Below are 18,075 nucleotides of genomic sequence, written 5' to 3' on the forward strand. Positions count from 1 at the left end.
GCCAACAGAAAAGCAACAACGCCCTGCCAGTCGCGAAATCATTCAGGCGCAGCATGCCAAGCCCTGCAGACCGCAATAAAACACAACCATTCAGGATATCGTTGCAGACTTTGGCAACAATTCGCGAACTCACCCATCATCGCTCGCAATGGAGCGCAGCATCTCGACGCGACACTGGCAAAATCGATACTTGGACACGGGGATTGGAATCAGACAGACAAGATTCAGCTCTCGGCCTGCGCGCTCGAAAAAACGCCGAAGCGACCCGACCGATCGAGCATCGCTCCCCTCTGGGCATTCCAACACAGGGCCACCACGATCTCCATGACGCCCTGGAGGATTGAAGAAGCGGAAAAAACATTCACAGCCCGCGCAGGATTTTTATTTTCCCATCGAGAGAGCTGGTCGAAATTTTCATTCAGCATGGAAAACAGCAGAACCAACGGACATCGAAGCACGCCGGAATCATCCAGCAGATGAGAGAGCAGCGGTGCGTGTGCGGGAGAGAGAAGGGAGAGACGATTTGATGCGAGAAAAGCAAAAGGCCAGCTCTTTCGAACTGGCCTTTTGCTTATGATTCTGGCAGGCGGTACAGGGCTCGAACCTGTGACCCTCGGAATCAAAATCCGATGCTCTACCAACTGAGCTAACCGCCAACACTACTCAAAACGCCTTGCGTCTCGAGAGAGGGGAACTATACCTTTTCATTTTTATTCTGACAAGCTTTTTTTTGGAAAATTTAGCCCAGCCCACTCGCCCTTGCAAAGCAGACCGCCCTCCCTACTACGCCAGATCGTCCTTGAGCTCCGGCAAGCGCCGGGCTGGCAACCACACCAAGGCCAAACCCCTCCTTCTTCCCGACTCCCTCCTCAACACCCCTCAAGAAGCTTGCTTATTCCGCAACGAAGCGGAAGTGATGGCCGCCCCATTCCGCCCTGACGATCTCGCAGACTTAGCGATTGCGCATAGCCCGGTCGGCGACCGCCAAAGAAAGCGATTTCCACCCGCTCACTTGCAACGCACGCCATTGCGCATGCGTCGCCGTTAGACAGAATGCGCTGCGACATACTTCCGGGGCCGCCAACAATCAAGGCCAAACGCGCATATCATCCGATTCAGACGCGGCAATTATCCGCCCCGACTCGCGACAAAATCATTTAGCCAGCCAAAACAAAAAAGGTCGCGGAAATTTTCCGCGACCTTTTGGTCTTAATGGTGCCGGTAATAGGAGTCGAACCTACGACCTTCGCATTACGAATGCGCTGCTCTACCAACTGAGCTATACCGGCAAACCAATCTGTAAAAAAAGCCCTGATTCTCTGAATTTGAAAATCAAGGCTTTTTGAATTCTGGTCGGAGTGAGAGGATTCGAACCTCCGGCCTCTACGTCCCGAACGTAGCGCTCTACCAGGCTAAGCTACACTCCGATTTTGCTGCTTCTCGACGCTTTGTCGAGGAGAGCTACTTTACCTCAAACTTCATTTTCTGACAAGCGGTTTGTTAACTGGTCGGAGTGAGAGGATTCGAACCTCCGGCCTCTACGTCCCGAACGTAGCGCTCTACCAGGCTAAGCTACACTCCGACGACCCGCTTACAAACTGCTTGTCTGAAAAACTGCTGCTGCATCGCTTGCTGCGGTACAATCAGCGGCTTCAGAGGACGCGCATTATGGAACAAATATGTGGTTTAGGCAACTATCTTTTTATCGTTTGAGCGGCGAAAGCCTGGTGGACGCCGATAAGCTGTTGCAGGCATTGGAAAAACGTCCGTTTCAACCCTGCATGGGCCTGGATTGGTTCAGCGAAGGCTGGGTGGCGCCGGCCGGGCACCTGGAAGCGCCGGTCTACGCCGCCCGCGGCAGCCTGATGGTTTCCATGCGCCGCGAAGACAAGGTTTTGCCGGCCTCGGTGATCCGCGACTTCGTCGAAATGAAAGTGCAGGAGATCGAGGACAAGGAGCTGCGCAAAGTCGGCCGCAAGGAAAAGCTGGCGCTGAAAGAGCAGATCACCGACGACCTGCTGCCGCGCGCCTTCGTGCGCAGCGGCCGCACCAGCGCCTACCTGGACATCGCCCGCGGCTGGTTGATGGTGGACTCCGGCTCTTCCAGCAAGGCCGAGGCGCTGGTCTCCAAGCTGCGCGAGGCGCTGCCGCCCTTCCCGGCCGCGCTGCCGCGCACCCGGATCGCGCCGCACACCGCGATGACCGACTGGCTGGCGGCCGGCGAAGCCCCGGGCGGCTTCGAGCTGGACGCCGACTGCGAACTGAAGGACGGCAGCGAAAACGGCGCGGTGGTGCGCTGCAGCCGCATCGACCTGACCAGCGACGAGATCCGCCAGCACATCGCCACCGGCAAGCAGGCCACCAAGCTGGGCCTGATCTGGAACGAGAAGATCCGCTTCCAGCTGACCGACACGCTGCAGCTGAAGCGCATCCAGTTCCTGGACATGCTGCAGGACGAAGCCAGCCAGGCCGGCGACGACCGCGAAAGCCTGTTCGAAGCCACCTTCATCCTAATGAGCGAAGAGCTGGGCGAACTGGTGGAAGCGCTGGTGGAGGCGCTGGGCGGCCTGGAAGACAGCCAGGCGCAGCCTGCGGCGTCCTCTCCGGCTCCGACTCCCGCGCCGCAAACGGCCCCCGCCGATTCGGGCGGCGCCGTCGACGTACCCTGGGACTAAGCCCTCCCTCCTCCCGCGAACCACCCGGCTCCGCCGGGTTTTTTTGCGTCCATCCACAGCCGGCTTTCTGCCATTAAGAAAAACTAACTATCGATTTAAAACAATTGATTTAACAAAACTATCAAACTTGCGGATACTGCGAGCGTCAACTATCGGGAGAGAGTCATGAAACAGAACTGGCATCACGCCTTGCTGGAAATGTGGTCGGGCTTCGCCTGGCTGCAATGAAATCCCTTCCGTCGATTCGCCCCACTCAAGGAGAAAGCAGGATGAGAAAGCACACCCTCACCACCGCCGCCGGCGCGCCGGTCGTCGACAACCAGAACGTGCAGACCGCCGGCCCGCGCGGCCCGATGCTGCTGCAAGATGTCTGGTATCTGGAAAAGCTGGCGCATTTCGACCGCGAGGTGATTCCGGAGCGCAGGATGCACGCCAAAGGCTCCGGCGCCTTCGGCACCTTCACCGTCACCCATGACATCACCCGTTACACCCGCGCCGCGCTGTTCTCCGACATCGGCAAAAAGACCGACCTGTTCCTGCGCTTCTCCACCGTCGCCGGCGAGCGCGGCGCGGCCGACGCCGAGCGCGACATCCGCGGCTTCGCCGTCAAGTTCTACACCGAGGAGGGCAACTGGGACCTCGTAGGCAACAACACGCCGGTGTTCTTCCTGCGCGACCCGCTGAAATTCCCCGACCTCAACCGCGCCGTGAAGCGCAATCCGTACACCAATATGCGCGACGCCAACGCCAACTGGGACTTCTGGACGCTGCTGCCCGAGGCGCTGCACCAGGTCACCATCGTGATGAGCGACCGCGGCATACCGGCCAGCTACCGCCACATGCACGGTTTCGGCAGCCACACCTTCAGCCTGATCAACGCCAAGGGCGAGCGCCACTGGGTCAAGTTCCATTTCCACACCCAGCAGGGCATCCGCAATCTGAGCGACGCCGAGGCGGAAAAGCTGGTGGGCCAAGACCGCGAAAGCGCGCAGCGCGACCTGCTGGAGTGCATAGACCGCGGCGATTTCCCGCGCTGGACCCTGTACATCCAGGTGATGACAGAAGCCCAGGCCGACGCTTGTCCCTTCAACCCCTTCGACCTGACCAAGGTGTGGTCGCACAAGGACTACCCGCTGATCGAGGTGGGCGTGCTGGAGCTGAACCGCAATCCGCAGAACTACTTCGCAGACGTGGAGCAGGCCGCGTTCAATCCGGCCAACGTGGTGCCGGGCATCAGCTTCTCGCCCGACCGCATGCTGCAGGGCCGCTTGTTCGCCTATGGCGACGCCGAGCGCTACCGCCTGGGCGTCAATCACCATCTGATTCCGGTGAACGCGCCGCGCTGCCCCTTCCACAACAGCTACCACCGCGACGGCGCGATGCGGGTGGACAGCAACGCCGGCGCCACCATCGGCTACGAGCCGAACAGCCAGGGCAAGTGGCAGCAGCAGCCGGCATACGACGAGCCGCCGCTGGCGCTGCAGGGCAACGCCTATCACTACGACTTCCGCGCGGACGACGACGATTACTACAGCCAGCCCGGCGCGCTGTTCCGGCTGATGACGCCGGCCCAACAGCAAGCGCTGTTCGACAACACCGCACGCGCGATGGGCGGCGTCGACGAAGCGATCAAGCGCCGCCACATCGCCAACTGCGCCAAGGCCGATCCCGCCTATGGCGCGGGCGTGGCCAAGGCATTGGGCCTGAGCGTCTGACGCCGGCCTGATCCAGCCGGCGCGCCCGGGCCGCCGGCTTTTTTCTCCCCTCTTGATTTAAATGATAATCATTATCATTATTATGGAAAGACATCCCCGTGAGAGCCGCCATGCGAACCGTCAGCCCCTTTCCCTCCCGCCGCCAGGCGGGCAAACCCGCTCCAGCCCCTAGCCGCCGCTGGCGCCATTGGCTGGGCCTGGCCATCTTCTGCGCCGGCAGCCTGCTGTGGCTGCAGCACGGCGTGGAACAGGCTTCTCGCCCCGCGGCGGCGTCGGCCGCGCGTTAAGCGAATTTATTGAACAAAAGTAAATAATAAAGTGAGAAAACCGGCGTTTTTTTAACCGCCACGCCGGCGTAAGCTGTTGCCATACCCCCATTGCAGGCAACAGATCATGACCACCCGACAACCCTCGCTATTTATTTCCCACGGCGCGCCGACGCTGCCGATAGAAGACAGCCCCACCCGCCATTTCCTGGAACAGCTGGGACGCGATTGGCCGCGCCCGCGCGCCATCGTCATCGTGTCCGCCCACTGGGAAGCGCGCGCCCTCACCGTCAACCTGCAGCCCCGGCCTGAAACGATGTACGACTTCGGCGGCTTCCCTCCGGTATTGCGCACGCTGCGCTACCCGGCCGCCACCGACGCGGCGCTGGCCGAGCGCGTGATCGGCCTGCTGGACGCTGCCGGCCTGCCAGTGGCCGCCACCGAGGAACGCCCGCTGGACCATGGCATGTGGACGCCGCTGATGCTGATGTTTCCCCAGGCCGACATCCCGCTGGTGATGATCTCGCTGCGCCACCAGGCCGGCGTCGCCGAGCACTACGCGCTGGGCCAGGCGCTCAAGCCCCTGCGCGACGACAACGTGCTGGTGATAGGCAGCGGCAGCTATACGCATAATCTGTGGGAGCTGAGCCCGGAAGGCAGCGAGCCGGCGCCCTGGGCGGCGGACTTCGCCGGCTGGATGGACCAGGCGCTGCTGGACAACCGCCGCGACGACATCGTCCACTGGCAACAGCGCGCGCCCTACCCGCGCGAAAACCATCCCAGCGACGAGCACTTCCAGCCGCTGCTGGTGGCGCTGGGCGCGTCGGATGACGACGCGGTTCCGGTCAAGCTGCACGACGACTGGCGCATGGGTTCGCTGTCGATGGCGTGCTGGCGCTTCGACTGAGCAAAAGCGCCTACAGGGTGCGCAGCCTGCCGCGGAAATCGTCCAGGCGGCGGTAACCCTTGACCCGCATCAGCGCCGCCAGCTCGCCGGCGATGCGGGCGAAGGCGCCCGGCCCCTCGTGATACAGGCAGGTGCCCACCTGCACCGCGCGCGCGCCGGCCAGGATGTGCATGAAAGCCTCGCGGCCGCTCTTCACCCCGCCGCAGCCGACCACGTCCTTGCCCGGCAGCAGCCGGTAAAACTCCCGCACATTGGCCAGCGCGGTCGGCAACACGTAGTCGCCGCCCAGGCCGCCCAGGCCGTCCTTGGGCTTGATCACCACCGCCTCGCTGTCGATGTCCACCACCAGGCCGTTGCCTATCGAGTTGATGCAGGTGACGAAGGCCAGGCGCGGATGGCGGTTCAATATCTCCGCCATCGCGGCGAAATGGGCGGGATCGAAGTAAGGCGGCAGCTTGACGCCGTACAGGCCGGAATAGGCGGCGTCGAAAGCGCCCAGCGCCTCGGCGGTGGCGGCGAAGTCGTAGCCCAACTGCGGCTTGCCCGGCACGTTGGGGCAGGACAGATTGATCTCCGGTACCGCCGGCAAGCCCTCCTCGGCCAGACGGCGCAGCATCGCGCAATTGTCGTCCAGCGACAGGCCGGACAGGGACAGGAACAACGGCTTGCCGCTGCCGTAGCGATAGCGGCGCGCGTAGTCCAGGTAATAGTCGAAGCCGCGGTTGGGCAGGCCCATGGAATTGATGCTGCCCATGGCGGTGCGGCAATAGCGCGGCTCGGGATTGCCGTCGCGCGGCGCCAGCGTGGCGCTCTTGCTGATCACCGCGGCGGCGTCGGAGGCGAGCAGCACCTCCAGTTCGTCCTCCTCGCGGCACCAGACGCCGGAGGCATTGTACAGGCAGCCCGGCATGGTCTGGCCCAGCCAGGTGACGGACAGATCGATGGCGTGGTCGTGGGACATCGGACGCTTTCGTCAGGAGCTTGAGATGTCCTTGATTTTGCGGGACAGAACGCCCGGACGCGCTGAGCGGGGTCAAACATGGCGGCGATGGCCGCCAAAGAAAATGCCCGGCCGAAGCCGGGCATGCCTGGGGGCGGCGCTCACGCCGCGGCTTACATCTGGGCCTGCTGGTAGTTTTCCACGCCCATCAGCTCGATCAGCTTCAGCTGTTGCTCCAGCCAGTGCGCATGGTCGTTCTCGGTTTCCTCCAGCAGCACCATCAGCGCGTCGCGGGTCACGTAGTCGCGCACGCTCTCGCAGTGGGCGATCACGTCCTTCAGCAAGGCGCCAACGCGGTACTCCACCTCCAGATCGGCCTTCAGCATCGCCGGCACGTCCTCGCCCACCTTGATCGGCACGCGGCGCGCCACATCGGGACGCCCCTGCAGGAACAGGGTGCGGGCGATCAGCGTGCGCGCATGCTCCAGTTCGTCCTCGCGCTCGTGGTCGATGCGCTCGAACAGCTTGCTCAGCCCCATGTCCTTGTACATCTCGGCATGGATGAAATACTGGTCGGCGGCGGACAGCTCTTCGGCCAGCAAATCGTTGAGCAGCGCTATGGTCTTGGGATCGCCCTTCATGTTCTTGTCCTGTCTTTCCGGCTGATGCAAACCATCATTTTAGGCGTTCAGCGCAGCAGATGCACGCCCTGGTAGAAAACGAAGGACAACGTCCAGGCCAGCAGCACCGACCAGCCGACCGACATCGCGGCGAAGCGCCAGCTCTTGGACTCGCGGTGCATCGCCGCCACGGTGGACAGGCAGGGCACGTACACCAGCGTGAAGATCAGGAAGCTCATCGCCGACACCCAGTCCAGATGCTGCACCAGCACCCCGCCCAGCCCGGCCTCGGACACGCCGTAGATCACCGCCAGGCTGCCCAGCAGGATTTCCTTGGCGATGAAGCCGAACAGCAGCGCCACCGCCAGCTCGGCGCGTATGCCGATCGGGCTCAGCACCGGCGACAACGCCTCGCCCAGCGCGTAGGCCAGCGTCTTGTCGCCCCCGGCCGGGATGTGGGTCAGCAGCCAGACCATCACCACGCCGGCCAGGATGAAGGTGGAGGCCAGCCGCAGAAAGGCGCTGACCTCGCCCGCCGCGCGGGTCAGCATGTGGCGCGCGCCCGGCAGCCGATACGGCGGCACTTCCAGCAGGAAAGCCTCGTCGCCGCGGTAGCGGCGCTTGAACACCCAGGCGGTGACGATGGCGGCGACGAAGGTCATCAGGTACAGGCCGGACACCACCCACGGCGCCTGCGCCTTGCTGAACAGGATGCCGGCGAAGAACACCACCACCTGCAGCCGCGCCGAGCACAGCGAGAACGGGATCACCAGCATGGTAAGCAGCCGCTGCCTGCGCTCGCGCATCACCCGGGTGCCCATGATGGCCGGCACATTGCAGCCGAAGCCCATCAGCTGCATCACGAAGCCGCGGCCGTCCAGTCCCAGCCTCGCCATCATGGCGTCGGTGAGGAAAGCGGCGCGGGCCAGGTAGCCGCTGTCCTCCACCATCGCCATCAGCACAAAGAACACGAACAGAATCGGCGCGAAGGTCAGCACCGTGGCCACGCCCTGCCACACGCCGTCCAGCAGCAGGCTCTGCACGATGGCGGGCAAGGAGGACACCGCCGGCGCCAGCGCGCCGTCCTTCACCCAGTCGAGCAGGCCGCCCACCGCGTCCTGCAGCGGCGTGCCGATCTGGTAAGTCAGGTTGAACAGCAGCGCCATGAAGGCGAAGAACAGCGGCAGGCCCAGCCACGGATGCAGCAGCCAGCGGTCCACCTTTTCGGTCAGCAGCGTCGGCAGCACCGGCGGCAGCCGCCAGCAGCCCTCCAGCTTGCGGCGGGCCAGATCGATGGCCCGCTGCGCTTCCGGCACCTTGTCCAGTTGCGCGTGCACCGCCGGGCCGGACTGCGCGGCCAGCCGGTTCAGCGCCTCGCTCAGCCTGGGCCAGCCTTCCATGCGTTTGGCCGACACCAGCGCCACCGGCGCGCCCAGCCGCTCGGCCAGCGCGTCCACATCGATGGACACGCCCAGCAGCCTGGCTTCGTCGGCCATGTTCAGCGCCACCAGGCAAGACAGGCCGCTAGCGATCACCTGCAGCGCCAGCGGCAGCTGGCGGTCCAGCTGGCTGGCGTTGAGCACCAGCACCGCGCCGTCGAACGGCGTGGACAGCAGCACGTCGCGCACCACTGCCTCATCGTCGGTGTAGCCGGTGAGGTCGTTGACGCCGGGCAGGTCGATCAGCTCCACCATCTTGCCGCCCAGGAGCAGGCGCGAGCTGATCAGCTCCACGGTCAGGCCCGGCCAGTTGCCCACCCGCTGCGACATGCCGGTCAGGCGGTTGAACAGCGTGGACTTGCCGGTATTGGGCAAGCCTATCAGCGCGAAACGCTTCATGCCGCCGCCCTCACCAGGATGCGCCTGGCCAGGCTGCGGCGCAGCAGGAAGCGGGTGGCGCCCACTTCTAGCAGCAGCGGGCCGCCCCAGGGCGCGGCGCGGCGCAAATGAAAGCGGCAGCCCGGCACCAGGCCGAAGGCGGCCACGCGGCGAAACGCCTCGTCGTTCAGATCCAGCCGGTCCACGACGCCGCAGGCGCCGGCCGGAAAGCCATCCAATGACTGCATAGGAATTCCCAGATAATGCGAATAGTTTGCATTAGTATATCGAAGCGCTCCGCGCCGGGATGCGGCATATTGCCGCAATCCGCGCGCGGCTTGACTTCGGTCAAGCCCGCCATCATGCCATACCACGGCATGCTCCGGCCCGCTAGCGGCCGGAGCGCGGATATCAGCCACCCGACATGGCGCTAAGCGGGTAGAATCGCAGGCATTGAAATATCGACAAAACGGGCCAACGACTATGAGCATCAAATCGGACAAGTGGATACGGCGGATGGCGGACCAGCACGGCATGATCGAGCCGTTCGAGGCCAACCAGGTGAAAATGGCCGCCGACGGGCAGAAGCTGATCTCCTACGGCACCTCCAGCTACGGCTACGATATCCGCTGCGCCGACGAGTTCAAGGTGTTCACCAATATCAACAGCACCATCGTCGACCCGAAGAATTTCGACCCCAACTCCTTCGTCGAAGTCTCCGGCAAGGGCTACTGCATCATCCCGCCCAACAGCTTCGCGCTGGCGCGCACCGTCGAGTACTTCCGCATCCCGCGCAGCGTGCTGACCGTCTGCCTGGGCAAATCCACCTACGCCCGCTGCGGCATCATCGTCAACGTCACCCCCTTCGAGCCGGAATGGGAAGGCTATGTGACGCTGGAGTTCTCCAACACCACGCCGCTGCCGGCCAAGATCTACGCCAACGAAGGCGTGGCCCAGGTGCTGTTCTTCGAGTCGGACGAGGAGTGCGACGTGTCGTACAAGGACCGCGCCGGCAAGTATCAGGGCCAGGTGGGCGTCACGCTGCCGCGTCCCTGAGCGCAAGCCGCCCAAGCTGAGAAGGGATGGCCGAGGCCATCCCTTTTTGTTTGCGCCCCGCGCAAAAGCCGCTCGCATTTTCCGCCATCTGTTCTAGGCTAAACAAAGGGTTAGCTGACATCCCGGTTGCGCCGACCCTTTGCACAGCAAGCTGTTTCTTCTTGGGGCGTCGCGGTTCCCCCTTGCCGCTGCGCCCCCTTTTTATGCCCATACGCTTGCCAGCGCCCGCCAACGAAGCCATCATTTTCTTTTCCCAGCTTCCCGCCATTCATGAGCATCTACGACTTCTCCTTCCGCCGCCTGGACGGCAGCGAACAGGCGATGGCCGACTACCGCGGCAGCGTGCTGCTGCTGGTCAACACCGCCAGCCGCTGCGGCTTCACGTCGCAATACGCCGGCCTGGAGGCGCTGCACCGCCGCTTCGGCCCGCAAGGCCTGGCGATCATCGGCTTCCCCTGCAACCAGTTCGGCGCCCAGGAGCCGGGCGACGCCGGCGAAATCGGCGCCTTCTGCCAGAAGAACTACGGCGTGGACTTCGCCATGGCCGACAAGGTGGACGTCAACGGCGCGAACGCCCACCCGCTGTGGCAGTATCTGAAGCGGCAGAAACGCGGCCTGCTCGGGCAGGCGATACGCTGGAACTTCAGCAAATTCCTGGTGGACCGCCAGGGCCGGGTGGTCGCGCGCTTCGCCCCGTTCACCCGGCCGGAAAAACTGGCCGCCAGGATAGAAGCGCTGCTCAAATGAAAAGAGCCGGGCATCGCCCGGCTCCATCGCCGCGTCGTCGCGGCGCAGCGGAATGATCCCGCTCACGCGCACGAATCGATATTGCGCCTGGCGCTCACAGCCAACAGGTCCAGATCGTCGTCCAGGTGCTCCTGGATATCCATCAGCGCCGCGCGCAGCACCGCCGCGGCCAGCGCCGCCTGGTCGCCATTGAACACATGGGCCAGCACCCTCAACTCGCGGCACGCGGTGATGTCCAGCGGCACCTCCAGGGTGCGCACCGCCGTCAGCGCCACATCCGCCGCCTCCTCGGGCTGGGCCGCGCGCTGGGCCTCCAGCTCCGCCAACAAGGTCTTCAAGGCCAGTCCCATTCTGCCCTCCCCGCACTCTCGTTCATCCTCGCCGGGCCAAGCCCGACCCCTGCGGCCACTGCCTCCGCTCGCCAGCCGGCCGCCTGCCTGGCGAGGGCCATTCCACCGGTTCAAGCCGAGCCGTCGTCCAGCAGACGCCGGCAAGCCCGGGTCGCCCTCAGCATCTGGCCATCGTCCAGCGCGTCCCAGGCGTCGGCGATCGCCGCCCCCAGGAGCCTGCCGGCCATGTCCTCGCTGCTGCTGCCGAAAGCCGCCGCCAACGCCTGCAATTCCAGCGCCCGGTCCGCCGGCAGCGCCGCCGCCATCCGCCGCGCGGCCCCTTGACCGCCCGGCGCCGCGGCCGCCTCGCCCAGGCCGGCGACCAATCTTTCCATGCTATTGCCCATCGCCTTCTCCATATCCGCTTCCGCGCCTACGGCGCCCGCCGTGATGGCGGCGAAAGACTCTTTGAGCATAGGCCAAAGCCCATCAAAAAACCGCGTCAGCCGCGCGCCTCGAAACCAGCCAGCACGTTAACCACGTTGGTGCCTATCGGCTCCACCGCGTACCCGCCTTCCAGGCAGAACAGCGTCGGCAGCTTCAGCCCCGCCAGCCGCGCGCCCAGGGTGACGAAGTCGGGGGAGTCGAGCTGGAAGCGCGAGATCGGATCGCCTTGGAACGTGTCCACGCCCAGCGACACCACCAGCGCCTCGGCGCCGAAACGGGCGATCTGCTCCAGCGCGCAGTCCAGCGCGACGAACCAGGTGCTGACGCAGGACCCGGCCGCCAGCGGGAAATTGAAGTTGTAGCCCAGCCCCTCTCCTTCGCCCTTTTCGTCGGCGAAGCCGAGGAAGAACGGGTATTCGGTGCGCGGATCGCCATGTATCGACAAAAACAGCACGTCGGCGCGGCGGTAGAAGATGTCCTGGGTGCCGTTACCGTGATGGTAGTCGACGTCCAGCACCGCCACCTTGCGCATGCCGTGGTCGCGGAGCGCCTGGGCGGCGATGGCGGCGTTGTTGAGGAAGCAGTAGCCGCCGCAATAGTCGAAGGCCGCGTGATGGCCGGGCGGCCGGGTCAGCGCAAACACCGCGCGCTCGCCGCCGATCAGCCGGTCGGCCCCGGTCAGCGCGGTGTCGGCGGCCGCGCTCGCCGCCTGCCAGGTTCCGGAAGTGACAGGCGTGCCGCAATCCATCGAGTAATAGCAGAGCTGGCCTTCCACGTGCTCGGGAATGGCTTCGCGCAGCCGGCGGACCTGCCACATCTTGGGCAGCGCGTCATAGTCGCGCCCCATTTCCGTCCAACGCCGCCAGGCGGTTTCCAGGAACCTGACATAGCCGGCGTCGTGCACGCGCAAGATGGGGTCCAGCCCGTGGCGGCGCGGATGGATCACGTCGCCGAGCTCGCGGTCGCGCACGGCGGCCAGCACCATGTCGGCGCGGGACGGGGTTTCGAAACAGGGCTTGAGGGTGCCGTCTATCAGCTCGGCCTGGCCATGCTGCAGACGGTGGGAATCGGAGTAGACGGTGAGCATGATGTTTTCCGGCGTGGGAAAACTCCATGCTCCCGCCATGGGCCTGCCGGGTCAAACATTGATGGGCGCGAACTTGCGCCAGGACAAGCGCCGCTCAGGCCACCAGGCCGGACACGTAGTACCAGCGGCCGTCTTCGCGCAGGAAACGGCTGGTTTCATGCATGCGCTCGGCCTTGCCGCCCACCTTGCAGCGGGCGACGAATTCCACCACGCCTTCGGCATCGCGCTCGCTGCCGGCCTCGCAGCGCTTCACCTCCAGGCCTATCCACTTCACCACGCCGGCATCTTCGTCCAGATGCAGCGCCTCGGGCCGGGTGGACGGATGCCAGGTGGCCAGCAGGTAATCCTCCAGCCCCAGCGCGTAGGCGCTGTAGCGCGAGCGCATCAACGCCTGCGCGGTCGGCGCCGGCGAAGCGTCCGGACCGAGGTAGCGGCCGCAGCAGGCGGCCAGCTCGCCGCCGCCGCAGGGGCAGGCGGCCCTGGCTTGTTTCTTAGACTTCATCAGTACCCCAGCGGCGGCAAGCCGTACAGCTTGAGCAGGAAATTGGTGAACGCGGGATCGGCCGGCTTGGGCGCGTACTTGGGCCAGCGCCGCATCCATTCGCGAAGATGGGCTTCCAGCCTGGCGCGGAAGGCGTCGGAGTCGATGCGGCCGGCGTCGCGCTCCGCCGTCAGCTGGCGATAGACGGCGAAGTTGTCGTTGTCCACCGCGTTGCTGCCGGCGATGCGCAGCCGGGCGGCGTTCAGTTGGTCGGCCGCCGCGGTGCGGGTCAGTTCGCCCGACTTGACCTTGTCGGCCAGGCGGTTGGCCTCGGCCAGCAGCAGGTCCACCTTGGCGGCGGCGCGCGGCGGCGCCGGACGCGACGAGGCGCCCGAGCCGGAATGGATGGGCACGCCCAACTGCTGCAGCGCGCTGCACGCTGTCAGCGAGCCCAGCAGGGAGAAAGCGATGAGCTGTCTTTTCATGGCGGCCATTGTAGCCCGCCCTGCCCGCGCGCCGTCAACGGCAAAGGTATTGCGATCGATTGCGCGCGGCGCGGGCCGGCGGGCCGAATCCGGCGACCGCTCAGCCAAGATGCTCGAACAGCACGGTGGACAGGTAACGCTCGCCGAACGACGGGATCACCACTACGATCAGCTTGCCGGCGTTTTCCGGCCGTTTGGCCAGCTGCAGCGCCGACCACACCGCCGCGCCGGACGAGATGCCGACCAGGATGCCTTCCTTGGTGGCCACCTCGCGCGCGGTCTGCAGCGCGTCCTCGTTCTTGACGCGGATGATCTCGTCGTAAATGCCGGTATTGAGGATGGCTGGCACGAAGCCCGCGCCTATGCCCTGGATCGGGTGCGGGCCCTTGGGGCTGCCGGACAGCACCGCCGACGCGTCCGGCTCCACCGCGACGATCTGCACGCCCGGCTTGCGCGCCTTCAACACCTCGCCGACCCCGGTGATGGTGCCGCCGGTGCCGACCCCGGCCACGAAGATGTCCACCTTGCCGTCGGTGTCGTTCCACACCTCTTCCGCGGTGGTGTGGCGGTGGATTTCCGGGTTGGCCGGGTTTTCAAACTGCTGCGGCATGAAGTAGGTGTCGGGAAATTCGTCGACCAGCGCCTTCGCCTTGGCGATGGCGCCGCCCATGCCGTCCGGCCCCGGGGTCAGGATCAGTTCGGCGCCGTAGGCCTTCAACAGCTGGCGGCGCTCCTTGCTCATGGTTTCCGGCATGGTGATCACCAGCTTGTAGCCGCGCGCCGCGCACACCATCGCCAGGCCGATGCCGGTATTGCCCGAGGTGGGTTCGACGATGACGGTGTTCGGACCGATCTTGCCGGCTTGCTCCGCCGCGTCCAGCATCGCCACCGCGATGCGGTCCTTGACGCTGTGCGCCGGATTGAAGAACTCCAGCTTGGCGACGACGGTGGCGCCGACGCCCTCGGTGACGCGGTTGAGCTTGACCAGCGGGGTGTTGCCGATCAGATCGGTGATGGTGTTGGCGATGCGCATGATCTTATTCCTCATCCAGCTAAAATGACAATGCCGATATTCCACGGCATCATAATCAATCCGGCGCGGATGACCTAATATTGTTTGCTTATATCCAGCAAACCAAACTCCGGCCGCCCTCTCTAAACCGCTTTGTTATAGTCAATGCAAACACAGGCAAGGTTCATATGCCCACCCAGGAAACCCTGATTCCGTTGTCCGGCTGGCGCCGCAAGCTGTACATCATCATCTACGAGGCAGACACCCGCGCCGGGCGGATTTTCGACATGGCGCTGATCGTCGCCATCCTGATCTCCGTCGCCTGCGTGATGCTGGAAAGCGTGTCCTCGATACGCCAGCGCTACGGCACGCTGCTGGCCGTGCTGGACTGGCTGTTCACCATCCTGTTCACCATCGAGTACGCGCTGCGGCTGATCTGCGTGCACAAACCGATGCGCTACGTGAAAAGCTTTTTCGGCGTCATCGACCTCCTGTCCATCCTGCCGCTGTACCTGGGCCTGTTCATCCCGGAAAGCCGCTTTCTGGCCGACATCCGCATCCTCCGTCTGCTCAGGATGTTCCGCATCCTCAAGCTCAGCCGCCACCTGGGCGAGGCCGCGCAGCTGCAGAAGGCGCTGCTGGCCAGCCGGCGCAAGATCACCGTGTTCCTGGCCACCGTCATCCTGCTGGTGATCGTGCTGGGCACCCTGATGTACGTGATCGAAGGCCCGGAACACGGCTTCACCAGCATCCCGATCAGCATCTATTGGGCCATCGTCACCCTGACCACGGTCGGTTTCGGCGACATCACGCCGAAAACGCCGATGGGCCAGGCGCTGGCCAGCCTGGTGATGATCACCGGCTACGGCATCATCGCGGTGCCCACCGGCATCGTCAGCGCGGAGATCGCCCGCAGCGCGGCGCCGGAGCCCTCCGACAACCGCTCCGCCACCCGGCTGTGTCCGCACTGTTTCAGCGAGGGGCACGACTGGGACGCGCGCCACTGCAAGCACTGCGGCGGCCAGCTGCCGCGCCCGGCCAAGGGCGAGGTCAGCTAGGCCTCGAGCGCCCGCTGGTAGGCCCTCAAGGCCAGCGCGTCGAAGGCCACCAGCCGGACTTCGAGCAAGGGGTGGTCGCAACCAGACAGCCAATGGCGCAGGGTCGTGACCGCCAGCGCGCAAGCCGCCTCCAGCGGATAGCCATAAACCCCGCAGCTGATCGCCGGAAACGCGATGCTGGCCACGCCTTGGCGCGCGGCCAGCGCCAGGCTGTTGCGGTAGCAGGCCGCCAACAACGCCGGCTCGCCGCAGTCCCCGCCCTGCCAGACCGGTCCCACCGTATGGATCACATAACGGGCGGGCAACAGATAGCCTTCGGTCAGCCTAGCCTCCCCGGTGGGACAACCACCCAGCCTGCGGCAGGCTTCCAGCAACGCCGGCCCCGCCGCCCGGTGGATGGCGCCGTCCACCCCGCCGCCGCCCAGCAGGCGGCTGTTGGCGGCATTGACGATGGCGTCCACCCGCATCCGCGTAATATCGCCCTGCACGCAGCGCAGCAAATCATCCATATCGCCTCCTCATGTCTCTGAGCTTACGCCCGATCACCGGCCGCCAAAAGCCGTCGGGTGGTATCATGACGTCCAGCCTAGGCGCGCAACCGGAATGCATGCGAATGCCATCTGTGCGGCGCGGCGGACACACGTCCCAGCCCTCAAATAGCAAGCGCTTACTTCAACTGCGGCTCGGACGCAACATGCCATTGGCAAGTCACTCCATTCCACCGGGGCCAGGGAGCCGGCCGCGCCGGTCTGGGCGGCAAACTGTGGATAACTTTGTTGATAAGCCGGTGAACAGTTGGCTGAAACCCTTGCCGAACCTGGCTTCCGGTGTTTTTTCACGCCGGGGATTGATTTTCGTAAGATATTGATTTGATTGCATTTTGAATCAGATATCAAACACTACGCAGGTGGGAGGCCGCCTGCGCCCCTTGAATATTTACTCCAGTGAAGCGCTGTGGATCACTTGACAAGACACCATTTCCCTGATCAAAGCCAGGACGTGATCAGCGTCTCCTCGCTCAACCGCATGGCGCGGGACCTGCTGGAAGCAGGCATTCCGCCGGTGTGGATCGGCGGGGAAATCTCCAATCTGACGCTGGCCGCCTCCGGCCACGCCTACTTCTCGCTGAAGGACGGCGGCGCCCAGATCCGCTGCGTGATGTTCCGCCACAAGCTGTCCCTGCTGCCGTTCCGCCCGCAGGAAGGCATGCAGGTGGAGCTGCGCGGCCAAGTGACGCTGTACGAGGCCAGGGGCGAATTCCAGATCAATGTCGGCGAGATGCGCGCCGCCGGCCTCGGCAGGCTGTACGAGGCCTTCGAGCGGCTGAAGGCCCGGCTGCAGGCGGAGGGCCTGTTCGACAACGCGCGCAAGCGCGAGCTGCCCGCCCATCCGGCGGCCATCGGCATCGTCACTTCGCCCGCCGCCGCCGCGCTACGCGACGTGGTCAGCACGCTGCGCCGCCGCATGCCCGGCATCCCGCTGATTCTCTACCCGACCCAGGTGCAGGGAGAAGGCTCGGCCAGGCAGATCGCCGACGCCCTCCGCCTGGCCGGCGAGCGGCGCGAGGTCGACGTGCTGATCGTCTGCCGTGGCGGCGGCAGCATCGAAGACCTGTGGTCGTTCAACGAGGAAATCGTCGCTCGCGCCGTCGCCGCCAGCCCCATCCCCACCGTCAGCGGCGTCGGCCACGAAACCGATTTCACCATCTGCGACTTCGTCGCCGACCGCCGCGCGCCGACGCCGACCGCGGCGGCGGAACTGGTATCGCCCAACCGCGAGCACCTGGCCATCCAGCTGGAACAGACCAAGCGCGCGCTGGAGCGCGCCTTGAGCCGGCTATTGACGGACAAGACGCAGCAGCTGGACTTCCTCGGCCGCCGCCTGACGCATCCCGGCGCGCGCTTGCAGGTGCAGCGCGAACGGCTGGACGCGTTGTCGAGCGCGCTTGGGCAGCGCGTCCAGGCTGCCTTCGAGCAAGGCCGCTGGCGGCTGCAACTGGCCGGCACCCGCCTCTCCCGCCACCAACCCGATCTAGACGTGGGCAAGCAGGCGCTGCGGCAACGGCAGGCCGCGCTGCTGCGCGCCCGCGACCGTCTGCTGGAGCGCCGCGCCCAGCAATTGGCGCAACTGGCCGCCACGCTGACCGCGCTCAACCCGGAAGCCGTGCTGGCGCGTGGCTACGCTATCGTGCAGAAGCAGGATGGCCGCGCGGTCAAGAACCCGGCGGAATTGGCTGACCGCGAAAAAGTGACGCTGCGGCTGGCCGAAGGCAGCGCCGAGGCGCGCATCGAGCACAATCAGGGCGCCCAGGGCCAGTTGCCGTTTTAGCGCTGCGCAAAACCCCTGATGCTGCGTTGCGCCGACGCGTCGTACGATTTACACCGCCGGCGCGCCTTGCCTCAGGCGCTTCACGGAGATCCGTTAGCGGGTCCT

At 65.0% G+C, this 18,075-nt stretch carries 20 protein-coding genes and 3 tRNA genes; 8 read left to right on the top strand and 15 right to left on the bottom strand.

The genetic code is table 11. The features are described from left to right. Positions 1 to 224: 224 nt before the first annotated feature. From CV_RS17530 to CV_RS17550, 4 genes are all read right to left on the bottom strand, one after another. Positions 225 to 443, bottom strand: coding sequence for a hypothetical protein (locus CV_RS17530; protein ID WP_043596615.1), 219 nt, complete (start codon positions 441 to 443; stop codon positions 225 to 227). Positions 444 to 1,213: 770 nt separating this feature from the next. After that, positions 1,214 to 1,289, bottom strand: a tRNA-Thr gene (locus CV_RS17540). Positions 1,290 to 1,350: 61 nt separating this feature from the next. Beyond that, positions 1,351 to 1,427, bottom strand: a tRNA-Pro gene (locus CV_RS17545). A gap of 78 nt (positions 1,428 to 1,505) precedes the next feature. After that, positions 1,506 to 1,582: transfer RNA gene (locus CV_RS17550), tRNA-Pro, on the bottom strand. A gap of 97 nt (positions 1,583 to 1,679) precedes the next feature. On the opposite strand from CV_RS17550, the gene CV_RS17555 reads away from it, so the two are divergent. The 4 genes from CV_RS17555 (at position 1,680) to CV_RS17565 (ending at position 5,563) form a co-directional block, all read left to right on the top strand. Continuing rightward, positions 1,680 to 2,675, top strand: coding sequence for a recombination-associated protein RdgC (locus CV_RS17555; protein ID WP_011137095.1), 996 nt, complete (start codon positions 1,680 to 1,682; stop codon positions 2,673 to 2,675). A gap of 269 nt (positions 2,676 to 2,944) precedes the next feature. Beyond that, positions 2,945 to 4,390, top strand: coding sequence for a catalase (locus CV_RS17560; RefSeq protein WP_011137096.1), 1,446 nt, complete (start codon positions 2,945 to 2,947; stop codon positions 4,388 to 4,390). A 110-nt stretch (positions 4,391 to 4,500) separates the two neighbouring features. Further along, the gene (locus tag CV_RS23840; RefSeq protein ID WP_158303327.1) at positions 4,501 to 4,677 is read left to right on the top strand and encodes a hypothetical protein; all 177 of its coding nucleotides are present in this window, start codon (positions 4,501 to 4,503) and stop codon (positions 4,675 to 4,677) included. 106 nt (positions 4,678 to 4,783) lie between these two features. Continuing rightward, on the top strand, positions 4,784 to 5,563 hold the full coding sequence (locus tag CV_RS17565) for a DODA-type extradiol aromatic ring-opening family dioxygenase (protein ID WP_011137097.1): 780 nt from the start codon (positions 4,784 to 4,786) through the stop codon (positions 5,561 to 5,563). Positions 5,564 to 5,573: 10 nt separating this feature from the next. On the opposite strand, the gene CV_RS17570 is transcribed toward CV_RS17565, so the two are convergent. The 4 genes from CV_RS17570 to CV_RS23845 form a co-directional block, all read right to left on the bottom strand. Continuing rightward, positions 5,574 to 6,524 (bottom strand): dihydroorotate oxidase, encoded by a 951-nt coding sequence (locus CV_RS17570; protein ID WP_011137098.1) that lies wholly within the window; start codon positions 6,522 to 6,524, stop codon positions 5,574 to 5,576. A gap of 152 nt (positions 6,525 to 6,676) precedes the next feature. Continuing rightward, positions 6,677 to 7,144 (bottom strand): bacterioferritin, encoded by a 468-nt coding sequence (bfr, locus tag CV_RS17575; protein ID WP_011137099.1) that lies wholly within the window; start codon positions 7,142 to 7,144, stop codon positions 6,677 to 6,679. 47 nt (positions 7,145 to 7,191) lie between these two features. Continuing rightward, entirely contained in the window at positions 7,192 to 8,961 is a 1,770-nt protein-coding gene (feoB, locus tag CV_RS17580; protein ID WP_011137100.1) for a ferrous iron transport protein B, read from the bottom strand. Continuing rightward, positions 8,958 to 9,188 carry a FeoA family protein gene (locus tag CV_RS23845; protein WP_043596616.1) on the bottom strand — a complete coding sequence of 77 codons (231 nt, stop codon included), beginning with the start codon at positions 9,186 to 9,188 and terminating at the stop codon, positions 8,958 to 8,960. Before CV_RS23845 ends, feoB begins: the two co-directional genes overlap by 4 nt. Before the next feature lie 235 nt (positions 9,189 to 9,423). Here CV_RS23845 and dcd point away from each other — a divergent pair, with 235 nt between their 5' ends. Together dcd and CV_RS17600 are read left to right on the top strand one after the other, a co-directional pair. Beyond that, positions 9,424 to 9,996: a dCTP deaminase gene (dcd, locus tag CV_RS17590; protein ID WP_011137101.1), complete on the top strand. Its 573-nt coding sequence runs from the start codon at positions 9,424 to 9,426 to the stop codon at positions 9,994 to 9,996. 270 nt (positions 9,997 to 10,266) lie between these two features. Continuing rightward, on the top strand, positions 10,267 to 10,743 hold the full coding sequence (locus CV_RS17600) for a glutathione peroxidase (RefSeq protein WP_011137102.1): 477 nt from the start codon (positions 10,267 to 10,269) through the stop codon (positions 10,741 to 10,743). A 62-nt stretch (positions 10,744 to 10,805) separates the two neighbouring features. Here CV_RS17600 and CV_RS17605 read toward each other — a convergent pair whose 3' ends face one another. The 6 genes from CV_RS17605 to cysK form a co-directional block, all read right to left on the bottom strand. Beyond that, positions 10,806 to 11,093 carry a hypothetical protein gene (locus CV_RS17605; protein WP_011137103.1) on the bottom strand — a complete coding sequence of 96 codons (288 nt, stop codon included), beginning with the start codon at positions 11,091 to 11,093 and terminating at the stop codon, positions 10,806 to 10,808. A 110-nt stretch (positions 11,094 to 11,203) separates the two neighbouring features. After that, a complete protein-coding gene (locus CV_RS17610; protein ID WP_147296195.1) occupies positions 11,204 to 11,467 on the bottom strand; it encodes a hypothetical protein in 264 nt (87 codons plus the stop codon). Positions 11,468 to 11,574: 107 nt separating this feature from the next. Then, a complete protein-coding gene (locus CV_RS17615) occupies positions 11,575 to 12,606 on the bottom strand; it encodes a histone deacetylase family protein (RefSeq protein ID WP_011137105.1) in 1,032 nt (343 codons plus the stop codon). 94 nt (positions 12,607 to 12,700) lie between these two features. After that, the gene (locus CV_RS17620; RefSeq protein ID WP_011137106.1) at positions 12,701 to 13,108 is read right to left on the bottom strand and encodes a YchJ family protein; all 408 of its coding nucleotides are present in this window, start codon (positions 13,106 to 13,108) and stop codon (positions 12,701 to 12,703) included. Further along, positions 13,108 to 13,572 (bottom strand): hypothetical protein, encoded by a 465-nt coding sequence (locus tag CV_RS17625; protein ID WP_043598250.1) that lies wholly within the window; start codon positions 13,570 to 13,572, stop codon positions 13,108 to 13,110. The genes CV_RS17620 and CV_RS17625 overlap by 1 nt, the downstream gene beginning before the upstream one ends. Before the next feature lie 100 nt (positions 13,573 to 13,672). Further along, positions 13,673 to 14,605: a cysteine synthase A gene (gene cysK / locus CV_RS17630; RefSeq protein WP_011137108.1), complete on the bottom strand. Its 933-nt coding sequence runs from the start codon at positions 14,603 to 14,605 to the stop codon at positions 13,673 to 13,675. Positions 14,606 to 14,772: 167 nt separating this feature from the next. On the opposite strand from cysK, the gene CV_RS17635 reads away from it, so the two are divergent. Continuing rightward, positions 14,773 to 15,642: an ion transporter gene (locus CV_RS17635; protein ID WP_011137109.1), complete on the top strand. Its 870-nt coding sequence runs from the start codon at positions 14,773 to 14,775 to the stop codon at positions 15,640 to 15,642. Here the strand turns inward: CV_RS17635 and CV_RS17640 are convergent. Continuing rightward, positions 15,639 to 16,151, bottom strand: a complete 513-nt coding sequence (locus CV_RS17640) for an O-acetyl-ADP-ribose deacetylase (protein WP_011137110.1) — start codon at positions 16,149 to 16,151, stop codon at positions 15,639 to 15,641. The two genes, CV_RS17635 and CV_RS17640, sit on opposite strands and share 4 nt — an antisense overlap. A gap of 454 nt (positions 16,152 to 16,605) precedes the next feature. On the opposite strand from CV_RS17640, the gene xseA reads away from it, so the two are divergent. Further along, on the top strand, positions 16,606 to 17,970 hold the full coding sequence (gene xseA / locus CV_RS17645; protein WP_011137111.1) for an exodeoxyribonuclease VII large subunit: 1,365 nt from the start codon (positions 16,606 to 16,608) through the stop codon (positions 17,968 to 17,970). The last annotated feature ends 105 nt before the right edge of the window (positions 17,971 to 18,075 follow it).

It is taken from the genome of Chromobacterium violaceum ATCC 12472 (genome assembly GCF_000007705.1).
Taxonomy (GTDB): Bacteria; Pseudomonadota; Gammaproteobacteria; order Burkholderiales; family Chromobacteriaceae; genus Chromobacterium; species Chromobacterium violaceum.

Bases quoted from the DNA above. Each gene is read 5' to 3' on its own strand.
- cysK (WP_011137108.1), bottom strand. From the start codon at position 14,605: ATGCGCATCGCCAACACCATCACCGATCTGATCGGCAACACCCCGCTG.
- CV_RS17555 (WP_011137095.1), top strand. From the start codon at position 1,680: ATGTGGTTTAGGCAACTATCTTTTTATCGTTTGAGCGGCGAAAGCCTG.
- CV_RS17625 (WP_043598250.1), bottom strand. From the start codon at position 13,572: ATGAAAAGACAGCTCATCGCTTTCTCCCTGCTGGGCTCGCTGACAGCG.
- CV_RS17635 (WP_011137109.1), top strand. From the start codon at position 14,773: ATGCCCACCCAGGAAACCCTGATTCCGTTGTCCGGCTGGCGCCGCAAG.
- CV_RS17610 (WP_147296195.1), bottom strand. From the start codon at position 11,467: ATGGAAAGATTGGTCGCCGGCCTGGGCGAGGCGGCCGCGGCGCCGGGC.
- feoB (WP_011137100.1), bottom strand. From the start codon at position 8,961: ATGAAGCGTTTCGCGCTGATAGGCTTGCCCAATACCGGCAAGTCCACG.
- CV_RS17600 (WP_011137102.1), top strand. From the start codon at position 10,267: ATGAGCATCTACGACTTCTCCTTCCGCCGCCTGGACGGCAGCGAACAG.
- CV_RS17560 (WP_011137096.1), top strand. From the start codon at position 2,945: ATGAGAAAGCACACCCTCACCACCGCCGCCGGCGCGCCGGTCGTCGAC.
- CV_RS17565 (WP_011137097.1), top strand. From the start codon at position 4,784: ATGACCACCCGACAACCCTCGCTATTTATTTCCCACGGCGCGCCGACG.
- CV_RS17620 (WP_011137106.1), bottom strand. From the start codon at position 13,108: ATGAAGTCTAAGAAACAAGCCAGGGCCGCCTGCCCCTGCGGCGGCGGC.
- CV_RS17605 (WP_011137103.1), bottom strand. From the start codon at position 11,093: ATGGGACTGGCCTTGAAGACCTTGTTGGCGGAGCTGGAGGCCCAGCGC.
- dcd (WP_011137101.1), top strand. From the start codon at position 9,424: ATGAGCATCAAATCGGACAAGTGGATACGGCGGATGGCGGACCAGCAC.
- bfr (WP_011137099.1), bottom strand. From the start codon at position 7,144: ATGAAGGGCGATCCCAAGACCATAGCGCTGCTCAACGATTTGCTGGCC.
- CV_RS17640 (WP_011137110.1), bottom strand. From the start codon at position 16,151: ATGGATGATTTGCTGCGCTGCGTGCAGGGCGATATTACGCGGATGCGG.
- CV_RS23845 (WP_043596616.1), bottom strand. From the start codon at position 9,188: ATGCAGTCATTGGATGGCTTTCCGGCCGGCGCCTGCGGCGTCGTGGAC.
- CV_RS17615 (WP_011137105.1), bottom strand. From the start codon at position 12,606: ATGCTCACCGTCTACTCCGATTCCCACCGTCTGCAGCATGGCCAGGCC.
- CV_RS23840 (WP_158303327.1), top strand. From the start codon at position 4,501: ATGCGAACCGTCAGCCCCTTTCCCTCCCGCCGCCAGGCGGGCAAACCC.
- CV_RS17570 (WP_011137098.1), bottom strand. From the start codon at position 6,524: ATGTCCCACGACCACGCCATCGATCTGTCCGTCACCTGGCTGGGCCAG.